Origin of the sequence: Stenotrophomonas sp. (genome assembly GCF_035634915.1) — a bacterium.
In the GTDB taxonomy this organism is placed as follows: domain Bacteria; phylum Pseudomonadota; class Gammaproteobacteria; order Xanthomonadales; family Xanthomonadaceae; genus Stenotrophomonas.
The window spans coordinates 68,621-91,447 of sequence record NZ_DASQCB010000009.1; the positions used below are offsets into that span (position 1 = coordinate 68,621).

The 22,827-nt window shown below is 63.9% G+C and carries 25 protein-coding genes and 1 pseudogene; 7 read left to right on the top strand and 19 right to left on the bottom strand.

Going from position 1 to position 22,827, the window contains the following annotated elements; all coding sequences use genetic code 11:
- Positions 1–69: 69 nt before the first annotated feature.
- Positions 70–1,575: a YifB family Mg chelatase-like AAA ATPase gene (locus tag VER16_RS06585; RefSeq protein ID WP_324806471.1), complete on the top strand. Its 1,506-nt coding sequence runs from the start codon at positions 70–72 to the stop codon at positions 1,573–1,575.
- Positions 1,576–1,614: 39 nt separating this feature from the next.
- Here VER16_RS06585 and VER16_RS06590 read toward each other — a convergent pair whose 3' ends face one another.
- From VER16_RS06590 to VER16_RS06605, 4 genes are all read right to left on the bottom strand, one after another.
- Positions 1,615–2,829: a GAF domain-containing sensor histidine kinase gene (locus VER16_RS06590; protein ID WP_324806473.1), complete on the bottom strand. Its 1,215-nt coding sequence runs from the start codon at positions 2,827–2,829 to the stop codon at positions 1,615–1,617.
- A 138-nt stretch (positions 2,830–2,967) separates the two neighbouring features.
- The gene (gene arsB / locus VER16_RS06595) at positions 2,968–3,999 is read right to left on the bottom strand and encodes an ACR3 family arsenite efflux transporter (protein ID WP_324806475.1); all 1,032 of its coding nucleotides are present in this window, start codon (positions 3,997–3,999) and stop codon (positions 2,968–2,970) included.
- 14 nt (positions 4,000–4,013) lie between these two features.
- Positions 4,014–4,517: an arsenate reductase ArsC gene (locus tag VER16_RS06600; RefSeq protein ID WP_324806477.1), complete on the bottom strand. Its 504-nt coding sequence runs from the start codon at positions 4,515–4,517 to the stop codon at positions 4,014–4,016.
- A 37-nt stretch (positions 4,518–4,554) separates the two neighbouring features.
- Positions 4,555–4,884, bottom strand: coding sequence for a metalloregulator ArsR/SmtB family transcription factor (locus tag VER16_RS06605; protein WP_324806479.1), 330 nt, complete (start codon positions 4,882–4,884; stop codon positions 4,555–4,557).
- Positions 4,885–4,901: 17 nt separating this feature from the next.
- Between VER16_RS06605 and arsH the strand changes: the two are divergent.
- Positions 4,902–5,631, top strand: a pseudogene (arsH, locus tag VER16_RS06610) (arsenical resistance protein ArsH).
- A 99-nt stretch (positions 5,632–5,730) separates the two neighbouring features.
- Here the strand turns inward: arsH and VER16_RS06615 are convergent.
- From VER16_RS06615 to VER16_RS06635, 5 genes are read right to left on the bottom strand one after another with little or no spacing between them, the layout of a single operon-like run.
- Positions 5,731–6,201, bottom strand: a complete 471-nt coding sequence (locus tag VER16_RS06615) for a nuclear transport factor 2 family protein (RefSeq protein ID WP_324806481.1) — start codon at positions 6,199–6,201, stop codon at positions 5,731–5,733.
- Between the two features lie 11 nt (positions 6,202–6,212).
- Complete coding sequence (locus VER16_RS06620; protein ID WP_324806483.1) at positions 6,213–7,220, bottom strand: saccharopine dehydrogenase family protein; 1,008 nt, start codon at positions 7,218–7,220, stop codon at positions 6,213–6,215.
- An 18-nt stretch (positions 7,221–7,238) separates the two neighbouring features.
- On the bottom strand, positions 7,239–7,592 hold the full coding sequence (locus VER16_RS06625) for a nuclear transport factor 2 family protein (RefSeq protein WP_324806485.1): 354 nt from the start codon (positions 7,590–7,592) through the stop codon (positions 7,239–7,241).
- A complete protein-coding gene (locus VER16_RS06630; RefSeq protein WP_324806487.1) occupies positions 7,585–7,989 on the bottom strand; it encodes a VOC family protein in 405 nt (134 codons plus the stop codon). Before VER16_RS06630 ends, VER16_RS06625 begins: the two co-directional genes overlap by 8 nt.
- A 19-nt stretch (positions 7,990–8,008) precedes the next feature.
- Complete coding sequence (locus VER16_RS06635) at positions 8,009–8,752, bottom strand: SDR family oxidoreductase (protein ID WP_324806489.1); 744 nt, start codon at positions 8,750–8,752, stop codon at positions 8,009–8,011.
- Positions 8,753–8,889: 137 nt separating this feature from the next.
- Here VER16_RS06635 and VER16_RS06640 point away from each other — a divergent pair, with 137 nt between their 5' ends.
- Positions 8,890–9,798 (top strand): AraC family transcriptional regulator, encoded by a 909-nt coding sequence (locus VER16_RS06640; protein WP_324806491.1) that lies wholly within the window; start codon positions 8,890–8,892, stop codon positions 9,796–9,798.
- 155 nt (positions 9,799–9,953) lie between these two features.
- Here VER16_RS06640 and VER16_RS06645 read toward each other — a convergent pair whose 3' ends face one another.
- From VER16_RS06645 to VER16_RS06660, 4 genes are all read right to left on the bottom strand, one after another.
- Positions 9,954–10,277 (bottom strand): hypothetical protein, encoded by a 324-nt coding sequence (locus tag VER16_RS06645; protein WP_324806493.1) that lies wholly within the window; start codon positions 10,275–10,277, stop codon positions 9,954–9,956.
- 124 nt (positions 10,278–10,401) lie between these two features.
- On the bottom strand, positions 10,402–10,704 hold the full coding sequence (locus VER16_RS06650; RefSeq protein WP_324806495.1) for a hypothetical protein: 303 nt from the start codon (positions 10,702–10,704) through the stop codon (positions 10,402–10,404).
- A 224-nt stretch (positions 10,705–10,928) separates the two neighbouring features.
- Entirely contained in the window at positions 10,929–11,447 is a 519-nt protein-coding gene (locus tag VER16_RS06655; protein ID WP_414716029.1) for a DUF6622 family protein, read from the bottom strand.
- Positions 11,448–11,604: 157 nt separating this feature from the next.
- Positions 11,605–11,958, bottom strand: a complete 354-nt coding sequence (locus VER16_RS06660; protein ID WP_324806921.1) for an aldehyde dehydrogenase family protein — start codon at positions 11,956–11,958, stop codon at positions 11,605–11,607.
- Positions 11,959–12,464: 506 nt separating this feature from the next.
- On the opposite strand from VER16_RS06660, the gene VER16_RS06665 reads away from it, so the two are divergent.
- The 3 genes from VER16_RS06665 to VER16_RS06675 are packed head-to-tail and all read left to right on the top strand — an operon-like array spanning position 12,465 to position 15,092.
- Entirely contained in the window at positions 12,465–13,520 is a 1,056-nt protein-coding gene (locus tag VER16_RS06665) for a radical SAM/SPASM domain-containing protein (RefSeq protein ID WP_324806497.1), read from the top strand.
- Entirely contained in the window at positions 13,517–14,563 is a 1,047-nt protein-coding gene (locus VER16_RS06670) for a hypothetical protein (protein ID WP_324806498.1), read from the top strand. The genes VER16_RS06665 and VER16_RS06670 overlap by 4 nt, the downstream gene beginning before the upstream one ends.
- A gap of 52 nt (positions 14,564–14,615) precedes the next feature.
- Positions 14,616–15,092 (top strand): hypothetical protein, encoded by a 477-nt coding sequence (locus VER16_RS06675; RefSeq protein WP_324806500.1) that lies wholly within the window; start codon positions 14,616–14,618, stop codon positions 15,090–15,092.
- A gap of 403 nt (positions 15,093–15,495) precedes the next feature.
- Here VER16_RS06675 and VER16_RS06680 read toward each other — a convergent pair whose 3' ends face one another.
- The 4 genes from VER16_RS06680 to yidA form a co-directional block, all read right to left on the bottom strand.
- Positions 15,496–15,792, bottom strand: coding sequence for a hypothetical protein (locus VER16_RS06680; RefSeq protein ID WP_324806502.1), 297 nt, complete (start codon positions 15,790–15,792; stop codon positions 15,496–15,498).
- A gap of 62 nt (positions 15,793–15,854) precedes the next feature.
- Positions 15,855–16,238 (bottom strand): hypothetical protein, encoded by a 384-nt coding sequence (locus VER16_RS06685; protein WP_324806503.1) that lies wholly within the window; start codon positions 16,236–16,238, stop codon positions 15,855–15,857.
- A 191-nt stretch (positions 16,239–16,429) separates the two neighbouring features.
- Positions 16,430–18,736, bottom strand: coding sequence for a TonB-dependent receptor (locus VER16_RS06690; protein WP_324806505.1), 2,307 nt, complete (start codon positions 18,734–18,736; stop codon positions 16,430–16,432).
- A gap of 361 nt (positions 18,737–19,097) precedes the next feature.
- Entirely contained in the window at positions 19,098–19,931 is an 834-nt protein-coding gene (yidA, locus tag VER16_RS06695; RefSeq protein WP_324806922.1) for a sugar-phosphatase, read from the bottom strand.
- A 166-nt stretch (positions 19,932–20,097) separates the two neighbouring features.
- Here yidA and VER16_RS06700 point away from each other — a divergent pair, with 166 nt between their 5' ends.
- The gene (locus VER16_RS06700) at positions 20,098–20,760 is read left to right on the top strand and encodes an exopolysaccharide biosynthesis protein (protein WP_324806507.1); all 663 of its coding nucleotides are present in this window, start codon (positions 20,098–20,100) and stop codon (positions 20,758–20,760) included.
- A 174-nt stretch (positions 20,761–20,934) separates the two neighbouring features.
- Here the strand turns inward: VER16_RS06700 and VER16_RS06705 are convergent, their stop codons facing one another.
- Both VER16_RS06705 and VER16_RS06710 read right to left on the bottom strand, forming a co-directional pair.
- Positions 20,935–22,245 carry a sorbosone dehydrogenase family protein gene (locus VER16_RS06705; protein ID WP_324806509.1) on the bottom strand — a complete coding sequence of 437 codons (1,311 nt, stop codon included), beginning with the start codon at positions 22,243–22,245 and terminating at the stop codon, positions 20,935–20,937.
- The gene (locus VER16_RS06710) at positions 22,238–22,678 is read right to left on the bottom strand and encodes a DUF2231 domain-containing protein (protein WP_324806511.1); all 441 of its coding nucleotides are present in this window, start codon (positions 22,676–22,678) and stop codon (positions 22,238–22,240) included. Before VER16_RS06710 ends, VER16_RS06705 begins: the two co-directional genes overlap by 8 nt.
- Positions 22,679–22,827 lie beyond the last annotated feature (149 nt).

The following is a 22,827-nucleotide window of genomic DNA, read 5'->3' on the forward strand; positions in this document are numbered from 1 at the left end:
GGGAAGCCCTGATGGCGACCAACCGCACGCCTGCCTCACCATCAGGCGCCCTTTCGCAGGAGACCATCCATGAGCCTGGCGCTGGTCTACAGCCGTGCCCGCGCCGGGGTCGATGCCCCGCTGGTGCGGGTGGAAGTGCATCTCTCCGGCGGCCTCCCGGTGACCCAGATCGTCGGTCTGGCCGAAGCCAGCGTGCGCGAATCGCGCGAGCGCGTGCGTGCTGCCCTGCTCTGCGCGCGCTTCGATTTCCCGCAGCGGCGCATCACGTTGAACCTGGCTCCGGCCGACCTGCCCAAGGAAGGCGGGCGCTACGACCTTGCCATCGCGCTGGGCATCCTCGCCGCCAGCGGCCAGGTCGAACCGCAATCGCTGCTGGGTTACGAGTTTCTCGGCGAGCTCGGCCTGACCGGCGAGCTGCGTCCGGTCAGCGGCGCGCTGCCCGCCGCGATTGCCGCCGCCGAGGCCGGGCGCATCCTGGTGGTGCCGCCGGGCAATGCCGCCGAGGCCGCGCTGGCCGAACATGCCGACGTGCGCGTGGCCCGCACCCTGCTGGAGTGCTGCGCCGGGCTGGGCAACCCACGCCTGCTGCCGCCGGTGCAGCGTGTGGACACCACGCCGATGCCCCTGCCCGACCTGGCCGACGTGCGCGGGCAGGCACACGCGCGTCGCGCATTGGAAGTGGCCGCGGCCGGTGGCCACCATCTGCTGCTGATCGGCAGCCCGGGCTGCGGCAAGACCCTGCTGGCCTCGCGCCTGCCCAGCCTGCTGCCGGACACCGAGCAGAACGAAGCGCTGCAGCTGGCCGCAATTGCATCGGTGAGTGGCGAAGGGCTGGACCCGCGGCGCTGGCGGCAACGGCCGTTTCGCGCGCCCCACCACAGCGCGAGTGCGGCGGCTTTGGTGGGTGGCGGCAATCCCCCCTGCCCCGGCGAGATCTCGCTGGCACATCACGGCGTGCTGTTCCTGGACGAGCTGCCGGAGTGGAACCGCAGTGCCCTGGAGACGCTGCGTGAGCCCTTGGAGTCCGGACATATCCGCATCGCACGTGCGGCGCGCAGTGTGCAGTACCCGGCGCGCTTCCAGTTGGTGGCGGCAATGAATCCTTGCCCGTGTGGATGGGCGGGCGATCGCAGCAATCGCTGCCTGTGCACCGATGAGCGCATCACCCGCTACCGCGCGCGGGTCTCAGGGCCGCTGCTGGACCGCATCGACCTGCACATCAACGTGGCGAGGATGGATGCAGTGGAGCTGCGGGAAAGCACGCCGCTGGGCGAGTCGAGTGCGGTGGTGCGTGCGCGGGTTGAAGCGGCCCATGCGCGCCAGCGCGCGCGGGGCGGGTTGAATGCGCATCTGCCGCCCGCAGCACTACGGGCGTGCACGCGGCTGAGCGAGGGCGACCAGGATCTACTGGAGCAGGCGATTGAACGCTTACAGCTCTCAGCGAGGGCGATGCACCGGATTCTGCGGGTGGCTCGCACGATTGCGGATCTGGATGCGTGCGAGGGGATCGGGACGGCGCACCTGGCAGAGGCGATCGGGTATCGGCAGTTGGATCGCGGGAAGGCGGGGGCCTGAGGGCGCTCTCGCTTACGCCCAGAGCCCGACTAACCCAACTCAGCCGTCTCGCGGTCCTTCCGAACGCACCGCGCTCGGCATCTGGAACGTGAACACAGTTCCCGCGCCTTCATCCGATGTCACGTCGAGCGTCCCGCCGTGAGACCTGGCGATTTCCGAAGCGATGTAGATGCCCAGACCCAGGCCGGGCCTGGGCTCTTCGCCCTGCTCGCGGGAAAACGGGCTGAAAATGCAGCCCAGCCTTTCCGACGGGATGCAGCCTGCATTGTGCACAGCCAGCACCAGACCATTGGATGCGGCGTGAACCTTCAACGTGACAGGCGCAGAGCGCTCACCGTGCTGCGCGGCATTGGTCAGCAGGTTGGCCAGCAGTTGCGAAAGCCTGCTGGGGTCGCAGACCACGCTGCCCTCGATCTGCATCTGGACGCTGATGTCCTGGCGACCGGTCGCGATCGCCACCTCCTCCGCCACGCGTTCAAGGTCTGCCTGCAACGAGTGGCTTTCGCGGAGCGAGATCGGAATGCCGCCGCCCAACCGACCGCGGGCGAAATCGAGCACGTCGTTGATCAGTCCATCCATGCGGGTGACGCCCGATGCGATGTGCGCGAGCATCTGCTGCTGGCGCTCGGAGGTTGCCTCCGTGTCCAGCGAATCCGCAGCAACGCTGATCGCCTGCAGGGGGCTGCGAAGATCATGGCCCAGCACCGCAATGAACTGATCGCGCAGGTCTGAATCCCGCTGCGCATCGGACAGCGCTGTCTGTGCTTCCAGCAGGCGATCCTCCTTGTCGAGGTAGTGCCCAACAAGGTCGGCAAGCAGCTCCATCGAGCGCCGGACATGGGCTTCATCGAAGTTGCCCGGCGTTGAATCAATGGCGCAGAGGGTGCCGAAGAAGCTGCCGTCCGGCCGATGGATCGGAACCGACGCATAACTCTCAAGCCCATAGATCCGCGGGGTGTGGTGCTTGGAATACAGCGGGTGTGCACTGGCTTGCGCGAACACGACCGAGGTGGGCGACTGCCTGATCTCGTCGCAGATGGTGGTTTCCAGGACCAGTTGCCCGCCGGGAACGAGCCCAAACCCCAGCGTGTCCAAGGTGGCGCAGGCCGTCCAGGTCGTCTCGGTCACCCGGGCAATCGCCGTGAATCGCGAACCGGTGATATGGGCCACTGTTTCGAGGATGCGCGGCACCGCCTCGATACGACCGATCTCAGCGATGTCGTTCAGCAGATTGGGATCGGTCAGGGTGTGCATGTTGGGGCAGTCGGGGCGCGGTGGCGCATCATCCCATGAAACCGCCGGGGCGGCCGGGAAGGCTCAAACGGCGTGTTCGGCTGGGGATGGATGTCCGCCGCCGGCCAGAATCGTCGTTGTCGACCAACCGCAACCCGTTCAGATCCTCCCATTCCGCTCATACCAACCTTGGGTGCGGTTCACGATCCGAACAACGGACAGCATCACCGGCACCTCGATCAGGACCCCTACAACAGTCGCCAATGCCGCTCCCGAATGCACACCAAACAGCCCTACGGCGGTTGCTACGGCAAGCTCGAAGAAGTTGCTCGCGCCGATCAACGCCGAAGGCCCGGCAATGCAATGCGCCACCCCAAGCTGACGGTTGAGCAGATAGGCCAGGCCCGAGGTGAAATGAACCTGGACCAGGATGGGCACGGCGATCAAGGCGATCACCAGCGGCTGCCTGAGAATCTGCTGCCCCTGGAAGCCGAACAGCAGCACCAGGGTCAGCAGCAATGCCGCCAGCGACACCGGTCCGAGCATGCGCAATACGCGTTCCAGACCGACCGCGCCGTTGCGGGCGAGCAGCCAACGCCGTAGCAAGGCAGCCACCAGCACAGGTGCCACGATGTACAGGCCTACGGAGAGCAGCAGCGTGGCCCAGGGAACCGTGATCGCTGAAATGCCCAGCAGCAACGCGACCACCGGGGCATAGGCAAGCACCATGATCGCGTCGTTCAGCGCCACCTGGCTCAAGGTGAAGTTCGCATCACCGCGGCACAGGTTGCTCCACACGAACACCATCGCCGTGCATGGCGCAGCCGCCAGCAGGATCAGCCCCGCGATGTAGCTGTCGGTCTGCCCAGCCGGCAACCAATCCGCGAAGACGTGGCGCAGGAATATCCACCCAAGCAATGCCATCGAAAACGGCTTGACGGCCCAATTGATGAACAGCGTCACCCCGATGCCTTTCCAGTGCTGCTGCAACTGGCGGATGGCGCCGTAGTCCACCTTCAGCAGCATCGGAATGATCATCAGCCAGATCAGCACCGCCACCGGCAGGTTGACCTTCGCCACCTCGGCAGAGGCCAGTGCTGCAAACGTGCCCGGCAGGAAGTGGCCGAGCAGCGTGCCAGCTGTGATGCAGAGCGCAACCCACAGGGTCAGGTGGCGCTCGAACAAGCGCATCTGTGCTGGTGCGTTCACGGTGAGCTGTCGGCCGGTTGCAGCTGGCCGATGCCGTCCAACGCACGCTGCAGCGCCGGGCGATCAGCCCACAGGTGTTCGGGCAGGTCCAGCAGTGCGCGCAGGCGCGACTTCACCAGCATGTGCGCCTGTGCAAATGCCGCTGCCTTGTCCGCATCGTTGCCATCCACCGCAGCCGGGTCTGGCTGGCCCCAATGGCTGCGGATGAAATCACCAAAGACCACCGGGCAGGATTCGGCGGCGGCTGAATCGCATACGGTGATCACCAGGTCCATCTGCGCGCCATCGGCGAGTTCATCCCACGATTTGCTGCGCAGCACATCGATGGGCATGCCTTCGGCCTGCAACTGCGCGAGCGCGAATGGGTTGATCTGACCCGTAGGTTGGCTGCCAGCGCTGAAGGCATTGAAGCCGCCGCCGCCCCACGCGCGCAGCGTGGCTTCGGCAAGAACGCTGCGGGCGCTGTTGCCCGTGCAGAGGAACAGGACGTTGCGGGTCATGGTGCCGTCGCTTTGATTGAAGAGGGTGGGTGTGGCTTCAGCGCTTGCACTGCGGGGCCGTTGGCGCGCACTGCTCGCTGGGCGAGCCCGCGCAACAGTTGTGCGTGAGGTACTCGATCAGGCCCGTCATGGCAGCGAAGTTCGCGCGGTAGCAGACGTTCCGGCCCTGGCTTTCACTCTCCACCAGGCTGGCCTGGACCAGCTCTTTCAGGTGGAAGCTGAGCGTTGCCGGGGGGACCTGCAGGGCCGTGGCGATGTCGCCGGCCATGCGGCCTGCCGGGCCGGCCTCCACCAGCAGGCGGAAGGCGGCCAAGCGGGTGCCATGGCCCAAGGCGGTCAGGGCGGAGATTGCATTAGATGTTTCCATATTTCTAGAATAATCGAATGAATGAGCCGATCACAAGCCCTGACCTTCCCAACCTGCTGGAAGCCTCACTGCCCCAGCCCGACCACAGCCTGCTTGCCGCCGGTAATCCGGGGCCGCCAAGGATCCTGCTGCTCTATGGCTCCCTCAGGCCGCAGTCGTTCAGCCGCAAACTGGCGCTGGAGGCCGAGCGGCTGCTGCGCCACCTGGGCTGCGAGACACGCGTATTCGATCCGCACCTGTTGCCGATGCTGGACAGCGTGGACAAGCGCCACCCTGAAGTGCAGCGGCTGAGGGAGTGGTCACTGTGGTCGGAGGGACAGGTCTGGGTCAGCCCGGAACGGCATGGCACGATCACCGGCGCGTTCAAGAACCAGATTGATTGGTTGCCGCTGGAGGATGGCAGTGTGCTGCCCTACGCAGGGCCGCACCCTGGCCGTGATGCAGGTGAGCGGCGGTTCCCAGTCGTTCAACACGGTCAACACCCTGCGGGTGCTTGGCCGCTGGATGCGCATGCTGACCATTCCCAACCAGTCGTCGGTAGCCAAGGCATGGCAGGAATTCGATGACCATGGCCGAATGAAAGCCTCGCCCTACTACGACCGGGTGGTGGATGTGATGGAAGAGCTGGTGAAGTTCACGCTGCTGACCCGGGGGCGCGCGGACTACCTGGTGGACCGTTACAGCGAGCGGAAGGGAGACGAGGTCGCGGCCGCGTTGGCTCGAGCGGCGGGGGCTACGGCCAGCTGATGGCCTGGGGTTGTGCAGCAGCCGCGCACGGGCGTTGCTGCTGCACAGAGAGACGTGCTGTCGAGCCGAGGCCATTCGCAGCCAACAAACAGTCACGCATCAGACCAACCCAAGTACCCGCGGATTCCCGGTGCGCCAGACGTTGTCTACGGTCACCTGCTCGATCACCCACACATCGCCCTTCCGGGAGAGCGCAACGTCGTAGCGATTCTTCATCAGGTAGTGGCTGCCTGGGTCGTCGCGGGATGCATGCTGGGCCTCCACCAGCAGGTCTACGCTGGCGCTGTCGCCATCGATCCTCACGCGCGGATTGCTGATGGAGTGGGTTGTATCCACCTGGCTGAGCGAGCTCGCCAGTGCCTCTACGATGATGTCCCTGCCCTGCAGGACCGGGTACTCGAATCCGGCTTTGGCGGCCGCTGGTCGGAAATCGGAAATCGCGTTCTCGGCGAACGCAGATGCAAGCAGAGTCCGATCCCGCAGGTCGATGCCCGCGGCAAACCGGTAAAGCGCTTCCAGAACGGATTGCTTGTCGCTGGCGAGATGCTCGGTAGTGCTGGGAACTGACATGTCATGATTCCTTAGAGTGTGTGCGCAACTCGCGCGCCCTGCAGAGTGATGCGGGTGTCGGCGATGGATTCGGCAAAGCCACTGCCAAAGATGTCGACCGGCGTCTGGAATCCCGCACGCACCTCACCCGCCAGCACACGGCGCGCGGCCTCTATCGCAGCCAGAGGGGTGAAGGTGTATCCGTTCACGGTATCCAGCACGGCATAGGCGGTCGAACCGTCGGCATCCATGACTTCCACTGCCGCGTGGTAGCGGTTGTCGGCGCGTTCCTGTTCGGTGGGTCCGTCCGGCAATGCTTCAATTCCCCCCTCGGGGAATGCGGTTCCGGACACGTGCACGTAGGTTTCGATATCGGCCACGCCGCTTTGGCGGGCCATGGTGATCAGATCCGGCAGGGTCACCGGGAAACAGCTGGATGCACCGTTGCTAAAATCGAAGTCGCGCAGCTCGCCCGGATCGCGGGGGACAAGCTCGCCGCCCCTGCGCATCAGGCAGTGCGCGGTGATCTGCTGGCTGGCACTGGTTGCCGAACCCCGGGACATCGCACCCGCAACGTGCAGCGCGATGCGCAGCGATGTCGGCCGTTCAACCTGTTCCATCGCGCGCGCGGCGAGGCTGCCCAGCATCGCCACACTGCCCCCGCTTCCCGGCATCAACATCACACCCGCTTTCACTGCATCCTGGTCCAACGCTGCAGCGAGCTCATAGCTGACCAGCTCGGCGGCGATATCCAGATAGTGGGTACCGGTGCGCAGGCATGCCGCCATCAACGGCGCAGCCGTATGCACGAACGGACCGGCACAGTTGAGCAGCACGGCAATTCCGTGCAGCCCGCGCTCCACATCGGTCACCGTATCCAAGGGAAATACGCGGTACTCGACGCCCAGCGCGGTCGCCAAGGCGCGCAACGGTGCCTCGTCACGGCCCGCCAGGACCACGTCCAGCCCGGCCTCCTTCGCGCGTGCCGCTGCCATGCGCCCGGTGTAGCCGGGGGCACCGTAGATCATCAGTTTGCTCATGGTGTGTTCCTCGCCGCCCTACTCAAGTGCGGCATCAATGCGGGAAATCCTGCCGTGCGCATCCACGGCAAGGTCAAGGCGACCGATCTCATGTCCGAAGTCACCGGTGAAGTCGACGCGGGCGCGGATGCCGGTCTTTCCCAATACCGTTACCGAGAGCAGACGGGTGACCGTGTGGTAGCCGACGAAGTAGCGTTGCAGGTACTCCCGTACGCCGGCGCGTCCGCGGAACGTGTGACCGGTCGAGGGGTCATCGATCACGGCGCCTGCGGTGAACAACGCGAGGCCCGCCTGCACGTCGAAGGCGTTGGTCGCGGCAATGAGGGCTTTCACGGTGGCTTCCAACGGCAGCAGCTCCAAAGCCTTATTCATGCCCGTGCTGCCAGCGCTTGTAGACGAACTCGAGGCTGTAGCCGTCCGGATCGCGTACCTGCGCGGCGTAGTAGCGCGGGTCGTAATGCAGCTGCGCGCCTGGGGGATGAATTTCGGTAGCGCCCGCAGCGATGGCCGCGGCGTAGGCGGCATTGACCATGGCGGTCGAGTCGGCAACGAAGCCGACGTGCACGGCCTGCGCTGCGGCCACTCCCTGCCGCAGCCAGAAGAACACGCGCCCATGCGCACCGAAGCCCTTCAGGTCAGGGTGCCCAGGCGGACCCTGGTGACCGTCGTAGTCGAGCCGGTTGACAATGCCCAACGGCGCCAGCGCCGCAGTGTAGAAGGCGATCGATCGCGTGGTGTCTGTCACCGTCAGAAAGATATGGTCCAGCATGTCTGTCTCCCGTTGAAGTTCAGATGATGTAGCCGCCGGCCACTTCCAGCGTCTGTGCATTTACCCAGCCGTACCCATCCCCCAGCAGCCCGGCCACGACCCGGCCAACATCGTCCGGCTCGCCCACCCTGCCCAGTGCAGTCTGTGAAGCCAGCAGTGCTTCGAATTCGTCATTCAGGCCGCCGCCCAGCTCGGTACGGATCGCACCCGGTGCCACCGCATTCACGCGGATTCGCCTTTCACCGAACTCCTTGGCCATGTAGCGGGTGAGCACTTCCAGCCCGCCCTTGAAGGCGGCGTACGGCGCCACTCCTGCGGTTGCCACACGCGTGGTGGCGCTGGTGATGTTGACGATGCTCGCACCTGTGGCCATCAGCGGCAGCAATGCCTGGGTAAGGAAGAACGGGCCCTTCAGATGCACGTTGTAAAGGCTGTCGAACTGGTCCTCACTTACCATCTCGATGGGATTGAACACCCCGAAGCCGGCGTTGTTGACCAGACCCGAAAGTGTGGTTGCGCTCCAGGTGTCCTGCAGTGTTTGCGCCAGCTGCATAGCGAATGACGCGAAGCTGTCGGTCCTGCTCACGTCCAGCTGCAGGGCGACGGCGCTGCCTCCCTTTTCCTGTATGCAGGCGACGACCTGCTGGGCAGCATCCGGCTGGGCGTTGTAGGTGAGCACGACGCCCATGCCCTGCTGCGCGCAGTTGAGGGCGGCACTGGCGCCGATGCCACGGCTGCCGCCGGTGATCAGTACGTGTTTCATGCAGGGATCCTGTGCGGTGAGTGTTGATGCACAGGCTAGGCCTGGCTGCCCGGCGGCGCCGTTCAGATCCTCGCCGATTCTTGCCTATTCCTGCTTTCCGCCTTGCCAGGCCGATTCCGGGGGTGTCCAATGCCGGCATGGACAACGCCCTGCAAGAGCTTCGCCGCTTGGCGGCAAAGGCCGAGAATCGCCGGACAGAAACCGGGATTCCCCGCGTTGCCATGGTCCAGGGCGAGATTCCCGAGCATGCGCTGGCCGCCGTGTACGAGCCGATGATCAACCTGATCCTGCAGGGCAGCAAGTCGATGACGGTGGGCGAGAAGACCCTCCACTACGACCCGGCGACCTACTTCATCATGTCGGTGGACCTGCCCGCCGTCGGCGCGGTACACCCAGCGCCAACGGGCGAGCCCTACCTGGCCGTGAGTCTCACCCTGGACGCAGACATCATTTCCACTCTCCTCTGCGACACCACCGATGAGGCCAGTGGACGCGGCGTGCCTTCATCGCAGACCGAGGCATTCAATGTGGCTGCGGTAACCCCCGAGCTGATGGACGCATGGGTGAGGATGCTGCGCCTGATGGAGCAGCGCTCCGACATTCCGGCGCTGGCTCCGGTATACGAGCGGGAGATCCTCTATCGCGTATTGCAGGGGCCGCATGGCTGCATGTTGCGCCAGCTGGCGACGCCGGATTCCGCACTGGCCCGCATCAGCAGTGCCATCCAGCGCATCCGCCATGACTTTTCAAAGCCGTTGCGCGTCGCCTCGCTCGCCCGGCAGGTGGCAATGAGCGAGTCGGCATTCCACCGGCACTTCAAGGCGGCGACGGCGCTCAGCCCCCTGCAGTACCAGAAGCAACTGCGCCTGCTGCGGGCGCGTCAGATGCTGGCGACCCATGGCAAAGGCGTTACGACGACCGCGATGGAAGTCGGCTATGAGAGTCCCACACAGTTCAGCCGCGAATATGCACGCGCGTTTGGATTACCGCCTTCGCAGGATATGGCACGGATGTTGGCGAGCCGGCGGATGCAGTTGCCGGAGTAGCTGCCCTCCACAATGGAGGTGTTTGGGGCCCGGTTCCGTAGACTTGCTGCGCTTGCTACTGGGGTGTCCGTTTTCGGCCAGTAGCGGACGCTCAACTCTGGAGTCAAGCCGACCGGGGGGGCGGGCTCGGCTTGAATGAACTGTTAGGCCACAAGCTATGGGAACTTCACTTGCGACCCATACACGACCTCACCAGCCTGGACTCGTAGCTCAACGTCCGCAAGGCGCTGATAGATCCTGCGCCAGTGTCGCACCCAATGCACCAATAGCGGCAGGCCGAACAGGACGTAGCTGACCGCCGCCAGGAAGATGGCCGCAGAAACCTCTCCAGGGCGTACCCAAAGCCATGCCGCGAGCACGAAAGCGCTGAAGATGATTCCGCCGACACCTGCGGCAAGAATTGATCGTAAACGCATGACCGATACGGCCTTGCGGACATCTGAGAGATCATCAAGCGATATGCGATCAGAGCTGTCCATGCGGCTTGATTACCTATTAGACGGACCCCGGAGTCTGGTTACACGACTTACCCACAAAGCACCCCATGGCGGGCTCTCCCCTTGGTACAGCGCGATCCTTGGTTAGACCGCGATGCCAGCGATGCTATTTAGCATCGAATGCCTGAAAGAATTGGACGCTGCCCCATGTGCCAAGTGCAGTGGCAAGAATAGCTAGCGGGACAGATAGCCAGTACAGCACGACCGATTGGCTTTCAGGAATATGAATGAAATACGGGAGCGCCCTCATAAGGAAGGCGGCTATCGCGAATACAGTTGAGATTGCCAAAGTAAGGAAGAACTGCTTCCTGTGTTTGCGATAGGCACGCGCCTGCATGTAAAGAATTACAAATGCACATAGCGCTGTCGCTAGAAATTCAATCTGAAAAGCTGAGACCAAAGCGTTCACTGAGCAATCCTTGGCGGTCCAACTACCTGGTAGACGGTCCCGTGGGTCGGGGCATACGACTTACCCACAGAGCAGCGTATGGTGGGCTTCCCCCTTGATACAGCTTGATCGTAGGGCGGCCGGGTCCGGCTAACAAGCCAGCGTACAACCAGTCCCAGCAGGCTCGATGGACAAGCGTGGGCTTGGCCAAAGCTTCGATCGAAGAGCCGTCAGCCCCCCCTGCCTCAATGCGCCGGGCCCAGATTGCTGGGCATGCCCTTGCGCAGCACCGACAGATACCGGACGTACTTGCCAACGAAGATGCCGGTGAACCCGCCGGACAACAGCAGATACGCGGCACTGAAGTTGCCGTTGGCGCTCAGCGCAGGCGACACCGCAAGCGCCACCTCGAACCCGTACTTCACCAGGAACGTGACCAGCAGCAGCGGTAGCAGGCTGTAGTCCGCACTGCGCCACAACCGGCCCGTCGCTTCATCCACGGTCAGCGTCGCCCGGCGCAGCAGCACCCAGCCCAGCATCGCACCCGCACAGATGCCGGCGAGCCACTCGCTCCACGCCACCAGCGAACCGCCGTAGCGGTGGCTGATCGACCAGATGCCCCACACCGTGAACAGCGCCGGCACGATCGCCAGCCTCCGCAGCGAGGTCTGCCCTGGCCGCATGGCCGCGACGCCGCGGGTGATGAGGTAGGCCAGGATCACCCAGACCCAGATCGGGGTGTGCGAGAGGATGGGCAGCAGCAGGGTCACGAGAGGTCCTTTCAGTGAGTGCCCGCACGGAGGGCGGTGGGTGGCGCTCACTATTGACGGACCGGAGCTGCTGGACAAGTGACAGGTGTCAGCGACTGTTTCAACGCGTTCGGCCGCCGCGCACGGGCGTCGGACGGCCGATCTCACTTCTTCAGAGCATTGCCAGCGCCCCATCCAAAGACTCGAGCTTCTCCCCATACGGCGCACGCAGCCGCGGGTTCGACGCCCCATCCTTGGCCTGCACCACCACCGCCTTGCGATGGCTGAACTGACGGAAGCCATGCACGCCGTGGTAAGCGCCCATGCCCGACGCGCCCACACCACCAAACGGCAGTTCTTCCACCGATGCATGTGTCATCACATCGTTGATGACCAGCGCGCCCGACGTGGTCTGCTGGGTAAATGCCGCCTGCCCTTCCGCGGTGTCGCCGAAGTAATAGGCTGCCAATGGGCGCGGGTGCGCGTTGATGTAGGCAGTGGAATCCGCGGCAGCGCCATAGGCGATGACAGTGAGTTACCCCAACCGCAACGAGTAGAAGCTCTCTACGTGATGCTGCTCAGTCGTAAAGCGGGGGACTCCAGGTAGCGAGCCAGCTTATAACCGGACCCAGCGCTGGACTCGGAGACCAGTGCAGCCTTTTGAAGACCTGAGTACATTTTTCTGCTCTGGGTCAGAAGCCCACGTCAGCACCGGGCCAGCTGTTTTCGTATTGCTGATGTCGCTTGCGGCCAAGAGTACGTGTCCACCGGGCCCGCCTGCCGGTCATCGTCATCGCGGAGACTGGCGACTGGCGATGCTCGCGACGGCTACATAGATGCACAGATGTGACACCACCCGAAAGCCCGTCGGCCGAGTGCGAAGGTAGAAGTTATGAGTTGAGTTGGGAGTGAGTTGCCAGCGCCTGAATGGCTGTGCTAGAACTTGAATCGTAGCAACCAGCAGTAGCGACGGAGCGATGATCTGATCTCGCTCTGAAATGGATCTTCGCTTTCTGAAAAGGAGGTTATGACGTGTCTCTGGATGAGCATCTTGCTCCTCGCACCATCACGATGATCACGACGTACGGCTGCACTGCGGAATGCCGGCAGTGCTGCTTCGAGTCGAGCCCCCGCGTGAAGGGGCGCCTATCTCTCGAAGAGATGACGCAGTCAATCTCTGACGCGAAGCGCAATTTCCCCTCTCTTCTGGTTGCAGTCTTCAGCGGTGGCGAGGCCACTATGCTCAAGGCTGACCTTACCGCAGCCATTGCGCATGCAACTAACGAAGGCCTTTCGACACGAATCGTCAGTAACGGATCGTGGGGGAAAACAATGGCCAGCGCACGTAGAAAGGTCGCTGAACTGGCTGGCGCAGGACTCAAAGAACTGAACCTCAGCACCGGCAAGGACCATCAGGAATGGGTTCCTGCCAAGAGCATCATGCATTGCGCAGTTGCTGCTGCCGAGCATGGGCTTTTCTGCTTGATCACGGTCGAAGCGGACGTCGAGGGAAATCCTCACTTCCGCGCAGTGGTGGAGCAGCCAGAGGTCCGGGCATTGGTCCAGGACAGAAAGCTGGTCATTCAGTCCAACTCCTGGATGCCCTTCCAGGAGACTGGCGATGTGCGAGGTGGAACGGTTGCGAAGCAGACTCTGCGCAAGGGGTGCGGCCAGATCTTCGACAACATCGTTGTGACGCCCTACAGAGAAGTCTCGGCGTGCTGCGGCCTGACGCTGGAACACATTCCAGAGATGAAGCTCGGCAGCATCAATGATGAAGCGGTATCAAAGATCTACCAGAGGCAGACAGATGACTTCCTCAAGTACTGGATTCATGCTGACGGTCCGTACCAGATCATCGAAAAGCTCTTACCAGAGCAATCCGCCAACGATCTTCTCAAAGACGTCGTCCACATCTGTCAAGCCTGCGTAATCCTTCACAAGAACCCTGATGTACGCAATCGCTTGCTCGAAAGGCATAAGGAGTTCATGCCGTCTGTCATGACGCGCTTCTTCCTAGCCAAGGCTATCAATGAAGTGGGCTTGAAGCGAGTTGCAAGTCAACCTGCCATGGAGGCAATTCAATGAAGCGTCGTCGTTTCCTCCAATCTACCCTCGTCGCTGCCACCGCAGCCCCTGCTGCGGCAGGTTTGGCTGCTTCCAACGCCGGCACGCGACTCTATGGTGAACCAGGGAGTTTGACCGGTGGCTCGCAGGGAGCCGCTCGCTTCATGTTGCCCATCTCCAGAGCGGGCGTTCCAGTAGAAGGCTGGCTGGAGTACTCAAGGTTCAGTTCCCTGATCGAGGATCTGTTGAAGGACCGTGCTGCCAGTACAGCATTCAATCAAGATCCTGCAGGCTTTCTCAAGAGTCGAGGCATGGACGGCTCGGAGCTCGTAAAGGGCGATGCGAATGTTGCATTGTTGATTGCAATGTCCCAGCCAGAGGTAAAGCAGGCGGTCTTGGACAAGGACTACCGGGCAGTTATCTCCTATCTGCAAGCAGCTGGCACTTTCTCGCCTGTGTCTACTGACGCTCTCACGAAGAGAGTTGGTACCGTTATCCAGCACAACCGGAATGAGATCGCCAGCGGCCTCAAGTTGGCTCCCGGCACCAAACTTGATCTCAAGACCTACAAAAAACTGCTCGCAAGTTCAAATGGTGGCGCCACTCCCCTGGACGCAGCTGCCTTAGCCGCGGTCGGAGATAACAACGATGCATCGCTACTACTCGGCGCTTTCGCCCTGGTTGTTGCTGCCGTTGGTGCTGCTGTGGGTGTGCACTCCGTGGTGGTTGCCTTCACTTGGCTGGCAATCGTGTCGAGCGTGACAGTTGAAGGTGGCGGCGAAGATGATGACGAGAAAAGTCGCTCGGCCCGAGCATATGGAGACCTGCTGCAAAGCTCGGATCCTGGCGCCCAGCAGAACATCGAAATTGCGGGCCGACTAGCTCAGCTTACTGGCTCAACTCGGGTCTTCGAGCTGACCAAGGACGAGCTGGCCAAGGCGGAGCTAGGCGCGTTCTTTGCAGCGATGAAGGAGCACAGCCTACTTGACTACGATGAAGCGGAGCTTCCCGATCTCGTAGAAGCAACGCTTAGCTTCACCGATAAATCGGTTGGATTGAGCTAGGAGTTTCGGACGTATGCAATGCACTATCCCCGTCTCTCTGTTCAATCGCGGCATGCTCTTCCAAGAGCTCACCCCCGCGGCGGTCCTCTTCATCTGTGCTATAGGCCTCGCATTCTATGGCGGCCTGGAGCCCAGAAAGAAGTTGTTTGCAATCGCCATCCTTTGCGTCGTTGGAAGCGCGACCTCGGCATCCACGGCGATGCTGGCGCTGCGTTCGAAGATCGATATCAACGGGGGCACTGCCACCTTGCATGCGGGCTTCTGGAAAGCCAAGTTGCCCACGGCCGCGCTAGTGAATGCAGGAGCAACTGAAGAGGTCAGCGATTCGCTAAGGAAGCGCAAGAATGGCATGAGCTCGCGCGGTGTCAATGCGGGCTGGTTCGAGGATCCAAACGGCAAGCGTGTCTTCGCACTTTCCGCAGGGCGAACCCCCGTTCTTTTGACCACCAACAGCGGCTTCAGCTTGGTACTGGACCAGTCGACAGCTGATGAGATCGCTCAGTGTGTTCACAGCGAATCCAGCCGCTAGCTACCGGCTGCTGCGCAGCGAGGCGATGGGTTATGCGTCGAGCTAGGCACTGCAAGGGCTCTCGTTCCATGCGCACTCTGATGGCGCGGGCTCGTTCGAGATTCGGTGCAAGGGCGTGGCGGTGATGGAGGTGGAGAACGCGCCCGCTCGTGTGTTGCTGCGGATGCCGTCGGGTGCGCTTACGCGTGCGCCGGATGTTGCGCGGCTGCTGGAGAGCTTCCAGCAGTGGCTGTTGGAGGAGCCGAGCCATGCGCGATCGGTGGGCGAGCGCGGTGAGCCGTCGTGGCTGGAGGCGCGGTTGCGGGACGTTGTGGAGGGCGTGCCGCAGGAGGAGCGGTGCGTGTTTGGGGGATAGGTGGTAGGTGAGGCGTAGTCGAGCAAGCTCGACGCTACGGGTCGGATGCTAGGTGAGGTGGAAGGAGGCGCGGTGGGTGGCGTCGAAGTGGAGGGCAGCTACTGGCACGGTACCGACCATGGGCAGCAGCCCTTGTGGGTGCTTCTCCCACGGTTCCACTGCGTCTTCCACATCGGTGCCCACGGTGTGCACGCGGTACTCGGCTGCGTAGTCATCCAGGGCATCGTCAAAGGGGCAATCGAGCAGCCACTGGCGTGAAGCCTCATCGGCCACCCACATCAGCCGCGGCAGGTCATGGAACTCGCGATAGGCAAGGATGCGGTAATGGCCTGGGGGCAGAGGCATCGGCGTTTCCTGCGTTGGCGCGGATGGGTGGCCGCGTCTCTACGATACGCCGTGAGGTAAGGTCAGAGCCCTTTCCTGCGGAAAGGGATCTGACCCCTGGCAGCGACGGTGGCCAGGCGGCGGCTGACGAGGCCGTAGAGGTCCTGCAGCTCGGCGGCGCGCTTCGCCGTCATGTTGCTGCCGAAGAGCACGCGGGCGAGCGCGGCTTCGTGGGTGTCGTCGGGGAAGCGTTCGCGGGCGCGGTAGACGTTCTGGAAGACCAGCCAGGCCAGCCGCAGGCCGCCGCCCGGGAGTGGGCGCACGAGGCGTTCGTAGGCCTGCCAGAACTGGTATTCGGCCTGCAGATCGACGGTTGGCGCCGCGTAGGGCACCGGACGCGGGCGTCCGTGTGCACGCGGGCGGGTGGGCAGGAAGACGGGGTCGGGCTGGGCCATGGTGGACAGCATGCCGCAGGAACATTGTGGGAACCTTGCGTTGGTGCCGGAAAATCAGTGCGGGTTGTGCAAAGTGCGACAGCGAGAGAGGGGTCGGATCCCTTTGCGGAGCAAAGGGCTCTGACCCCGGGTGCAGGTCTCACGGTGATGGGGTCAGAGCCCTCCGCATTCGCGGAGGGATCTGACCCCTGCCCCACCCAACCTCAGAACTGCATCGCGGTGCTGAACATCACCTGCCGTGGGGCGCTGCGCTGCAGCGTCTGGTAATCGCCCGAGAACGAGGAGCCGGCGATCGTGGCGGTGCCGATGTTGTTGCGGTTGAACAGGTTGCTCACATCCAGCCGCAGCTCCAGCCCAGGCAGCACACTGCCCTCGCCCAGCGTGTACGCGACATAGGTGTTCACCTGGCAGAACGTGGGCACGCGGATATCGTTCTCGTAGGAAAACGGTTGGCGCAGGTACGACGTGCTGGTGGCACCAAAGCGCCAGTCACCAAAATGCGCGGACAGATCGCTCACCAGCGAAACCTGCGGGTAGCCGGGCTGGGCATTGCCCTTGATGGGGTACACGGTATCGCCCACCACGAAATCGCTGCCGTAGTACGAGCGAGCCACAGCCACGCCCTGGTAGAACTGCACGCGATCGGTAAGGTCGGCGGTAATGCCCAGGTCGGCACCAATCACATGCATCTTCGGCATCAGCCGCACGGTGTTGATCTGCGCGAACTGGGTGCCGATGGCGGCTGACAGCAACCGGTTGCGGATATCGTTGTAGAACACATCACCGGTCAACGTCAGCCGCTCGAAGCGGTGCGTTGCGCCCACGGTGAAGTTCCAGTTCTTCTCCGGCCGCAGCGTGCCGGCCACGCGGTCGAACTCGTCCTGGTCGCTGATGGTCCACGCCGAGGCGGTGTAGCCGATGTTGCCGCGCTGAGCCACGCGGTAGCCGTTCAGGGTGTTGGCGGTGTCGATGAAGGCATCGGTCGATTCGCTGGGGCTCCAGAACAGCGAGACATGCGGCAGGACGTTGTCCTTGGCGCGCAGCGCGCCATATACCGGGCGATCCGGCGCATCGCCGAGGCCGCCGCCTTCAGTGCGGAAATCCACGGCCTTGAAGCCCACGCCCAGTTTCAACGTATCGCCCAGCGCGATGTCATCGTGCAGGTACAACTGCTGCGAGCGCGTGACCCAGCGCGAGGCGTTGCCGGTGAGGAAGGCCGGGCCATACACATCGAATGGACCGGTGGCCTTCAACGGTTTGCCCTGCCCCAGCAGCGGCTGCTGGTACCAATCGGTTCTGGCGGCGGCCTTGCTTTTTTCCTGCCACACGCCTGCGGTGAACGTGTGCGCGCCGGCCTCGAACTGCAGGTTGGCCATGCCACCCAGACGGTTCACGCGCGGGGTCTGCACCTGTTCGGAGAACGGCGCGCCGTTGGGCGATGGCACGGTGGGATCAGTCAACGTGGCCTGGGTGCGGCTGTTGGCGTTGTACAGCTGCACGTTGCCGCTGAGCGCAGGCGTGATCTGGAAGCGGTGATTGATGGACGCCACGCGGTCGCGGGTGATCTGGCCGGTGTCGTAGGGAATCAGTTCGGACAGCTCGCCACAGGTGTAGGCGCCGCAGGACTTTTCGGCATTTTCCGGCGAGGCGACATGGTACGCCCATGCGTAATCGGGATAGAAGCTGTCGGCCTTCCAGCCCAGCTTGCGGATCATGTCGAAGGAGATGTTGTTGTAGCCCCAGACCTTGGCCTTGCTGTCGGAGACAAACACGGTGAAGTCACCCCAGGCCACATCCTGCTGTGCCTTCAGGTTGCCGCGCAGGACATCCTGCGTGCCGGCGCCTTGGTACTTGTCGGCGGAGACGCGCTGCAGGTCGACCAGCACTTTCGGGCCGTGCTCGCCCAGCTGACCGCTCTGCCCGGACACCGTGGTGACCCGCGTGCGGTTGCTGCCCACGCCCTGCGTGATGCGCAGGCTGGGCGTGTCCTGCAGGTCGCGCAGGCGGTATTCCAGGCTGCCGCCATTGGCGCTGCTGGAGAACACACTGACCGGCGCGCCGCCCGGGCTGACGGTGATCGCGCCGATGCCATCGGGCACACCCACGTTCACCACGCTGGTGCCGGTGAGCGAAAGAAAGCCGCTGTCGTTCAGTGGCACGCCTTCGAAGGTGATGCCCATTTCATTCATGCGGAAGCCGCGCACGAACAGGCTGGTGGCGGAGATATCCAGGCCCAGGCCATCGGTGGCGGTGTAGCTGGCGCCGGGCACGGCCTTGAGCATGGCCAGGCCGTTGTTGCCGGTGACCATGGCATCTAGATCGGCAGCGTTGATGATGTAGCGGTTGGGGCCGACCACCTGCGTGGGTGCGACCGCCGCACCGCGCGGCGTGGCGATGACCTGCAGGGCGTTGAGGGTGGTGGGGGCGTCGTTGGTTTCGGCGGCGTAGGCCGGCGCGGCGAGGGCGGCGCTGAGTGCCAGGGCGAGCAGGGTCGTGGGTGGAGTGTTCATGGCCAGATCCAGGTGCAGGGAGGGAACACGCAGGCGCATGCCCAGCGCGTGGCAGCAGCGCGTGGCGATGCTGTGGCTGGAACATGGCTGCGTGGGAGCGGCGGTGGAGGATCGCCGATGGGTGGAAATCAGCGGCCGGAGCAGTGCGTGATTTCGACGGGCGGAAGTGTTGCACTGCTGCGGCGCGTGCACCATTGCACCGTGGTGCAGCGTGGATATACGCAGGTATCGTGCCGTCTTGGTAGGTGCCGACCTTGGTCGGCGCTTTGCTTCTATGTGTGCCAACCAAGGTTGGCACCTACCGGAGCTGAAGGCTCTGCTGCGTGTGCCAACCAAGGTTGGCACCTACCAGGGCAGTGGGTTACTGCAGCACGAACTGCTCGATCGCCCTTGCCACGCCATCGTCGGCATTGGTCGTGGTTTCAAAACGCGCCACTGCCTTCACTGCGTCGATGGCATTGCCCATCGCCACGCTGGTGCCGGCGAACTGCAGCATGGTCAGGTCGTTTTCCTGGTCGCCGATGGCCATCACGTTGGCGCGGTCGATGCCCAGGTGCTCGGCCAGTTTCTGCAGGCTGGGCCCCTTGCCCGCGCGGTGGTCGAACACTTCCAGGAAGAACGGTGCGCTCTTCAGCACGGCGAAGCGTTCGGTCAAAGCGGCCGGCAGGTGCGCAATGGCTGCATCCAGCACCTCGGGCTCATCGATCATCATCAGCTTGATGAAGGACATCGACGGGTCCATGTCCTCCACGCGGCGGTACGACAGCGGCACGTGCGAGAGGTGCGAGTCGATGACGGTGTAGCGGCTGATGTCCTGGTTGGTGGTGTACAGGCGCTGGCCGTCGAGGGCCTGGAAGTGCACGCCGATATCGCGCGCGACCTGTTCGCAGTAGCGGAAATCCTCGAAGCTGAGCGGGAACTCGGCCACGTTCTCGCCGGTACCCAGGCGCCGCACCAGGCCGCCGTTGCAGGCGATGCAGTAGTCGTCGTCGCCGTCGATGCCCAGTTCGGCCAGGAACGGTGCCAGCCCGGACACGGGGCGGCCACTGGTCAGCACGATATGCACGCCCAGCGCGCGCGCCTGGGCGATGGCCGCCTTGGCCCGCACAGTGAGCTTGTGGGCCGGGTCCAGCAGGGTGCCATCCATATCGATGGCGACCAGTGCGATGGTCGATTGCCTGCGGCCCATGTCCATCAACGTCCAACCTTGCATGTGGGCCCACCATTTTAGGGCAGTCGCGGGCCTGCCCGCCTCATGCGCGGTTCATACCGCCGGGCGCGGCTGCGGAGATACTCTGGAAGCCTGTGCGCCCACACCGCAGGACGGCCCCATGACCGCCCTACCCTGGAGATCCAGACGCATGACCTACCGTGCCCCCGAGGCGACCGACACCGCGCCGTTGGCGGAGCAGATCGAGGACCTGATCCACGGCCTGCCCGGCGAGCAGATCCGCGTGGGCACCCTGCTGCAGGCGCTGGGCGATGAGGGGCTGATGCTGATCGTGATCCTGCTGTCGGCGATCTTCCTGATTCCGGTCTCCATTCCCGGGCTGAGCACCGTATTCGGTGCGTCCATCCTGCTGATCGGCCTGAGCCGGGTACGCGACCGCCCGCTGTGGGTGCCGCGCCGGTTGGCCGAGCGCGAGGTGGCGACGGAGAAACTGAAAACCAACCTGGGCCGCGCCCTGAAGTGGGTGCACCGCATGGAGCGCCTGTCGCAGCCGATGCGGCTGGCGGTGATGGTGCGGTCGAAGAAGATGATGCGGCTGAACAACCTGGCGCTGGTGTTCGCCACGCTGCTGCTGATGGCCCCGGCCGGGCCGATTCCTTTCAGCAATACCTTGCCCGCGCTGGCGCTGATGGCGTTTGCGATCGGCTTCATCCAGCGCGATGGCGCGGCGGTGGCGGCGGGTTATGCTTTTGTGGTGGCAACGGTGGTGTACTTCGGCGTGCTGCTGGGGGGCGTGGGGCTGGCCGCCGAATCGGTGTTCAGCGGGCTGCGTGGCAGCACCGCGTCTGTGTAAGCGCGTGCTGGCCGTTTGTAGAGTCGAGCCGTGCTCGACTGCTTCTGATCTTCTGTAGAGCCGAGCCCACGCTCGGCTGCTTCTACCAACAGCAGTCGGGCATGGCTCGACTCTACAAAAGCCAGAGCCAGAGCAGCCGAGCGTGGGCTCGGCTCTACAAATACAACGCTCCGGCTATTTTGCGGAAACCCGCCACACCACATCGCCCACGTCGTCGGCCACCAGCAGCGCGCCGTCGGCGTCCATCGCCATGCCGACCGGTGCGCCCATCAGGGTCTTTTCATCCTTGGACGTGAAGCCGCTCACCACCGCTTCCGGGCGGCCGGTCGGCTTGCCGTCCTTGAACGCGACGTACACCACTTCGTAGCCGCTCAGCGGTGAACGGTCCCAGCTGCCGTGTTCGCCGATGAACGCGCCACCGTGGTACTTCGCCGGCAGCGCCTGGCCGGTGTAGAACATCAGGCCCAGCGGGGCCACGTGCGAGCCGATGGCGTAGTCCGGCACGATAGCCTTGGCCACCAGGTCCGGCCGCTGCGGCTGTACGCGCTCGTCCACGTGCTGGCCGTAGTAGCTGTAGGGCCAGCCGTAGAAGCCGTCTTCCTTTACCGAAGTCAGGTAGTCGGGCACGAGATCGGCACCGATCTCATCGCGCTCGTTGGCCACCGCCCACAGCTTGCCGGTGCTCGGTTCCAGATCCAGGCCGGTGGGGTTGCGGATGCCCGACGCGTAGATGCGGCTGCCACGGGTGGCCACGTCCACTTCCAGCACCACCGCGCGGCGGTACTCGACGGCCAGACCGTTCTCGGTGATGTTGCTGTTGGAGCCCACGCCCACGTACAGCTTGCTGCCATCGGCGCTCGCGCGCAGATCCTTGGTCCAGTGGTGGTTGATGGTGCTGGGCAGGTCGGTGAACTCGCGGCCCTTGTCGGTCATGCGGGTTTCGCCGGGCACGTAGTGGTACTGCATGATGTTGCCGGTGTTGGCCACGTACAGCGTGTCACCGATGAGCTGGATGCCGAACGGCGAATGCAGGCCTTCGATGTAGACGTGCTGGGTCCAGGTGTCGGTGCCCGGCGTGCGGCGCAGCAGCGTGACCCGGTTACCGCCCTTGCCGGCCTTGCCCGAGCGCGCCTTCACCTTACCCGCAATCCACTGCTTGGGCGTGGTGACCGGCTCTTCGCCTGGGCCATTGCCTTCCACCACCAGCACATCGCCGTTGGGCAGGGTGAGCAGGCGGCGCGGGTGCTGCAGGTTGGCGGCGATGCGCTCGATCTTCAGGCCCTCGGCCACGGTGGGGGCCTGGCCGTCGGCCCAGCCCACGCCCTTGGGCACCTGCATGGGCGGCATGAGGAAGTTGGCCGGCTTGGGCAGCGGTGGCTGCGCACCGGACTGGTCGGCCGGGTGGTATTCGGCCTTGCCCGCGCAGGCGGCCAGCATCACCGCCAGCGAGAGGATGCCCAGCGTGGGCAGGATGCGATCAGCCATGACGACCTCCGTGCAGCACCGGCAGCTGCAGCGACAGCAGGATGAAACCGATGGCGATCAGGCCCACGGTCAATGCGGAAAGAATGGTGCCCGGTACGGCCACCGCGTAGGCATCGCGGCTGTGCACGAAGGCGTTCCAGATGGCCAGCATGATGGCGACCAGGTTGAGCAGGAAATCCACGCGGTCCGTGCCCGTGGCGGTGCCGTTGCGGCGCCACACCGCGAACAGGTTGATCAGCCGCGGGATGATGGCGATGAGCAGGCCGAAGGTGATCAGCCAGGCGGCCGCCTTGCCCCACATCACCTCGGCGGTGTTGAGGTAGAGGATGTCGAAGATGAGGGCGCCGACGAAGAAGCCGAACGGTATTGGATTCAGCAGGCTGAAAAGCGTGGTACCCAAGCCGCGATGGGCCTGGGCGACGGGGTTGACCATGGTCGTGCTCCGGAGAGGAAGGGGGTACACGGCCGTAGTAGCACAGCCGGCCGGGAGGTCGCGCGATGATGGTCGATGGGGGTGACGCCGGGCTTGGATGGATGTGCCGACCAACGGTCGGCACCCACCTGGATGGGTGATGCCGGGAT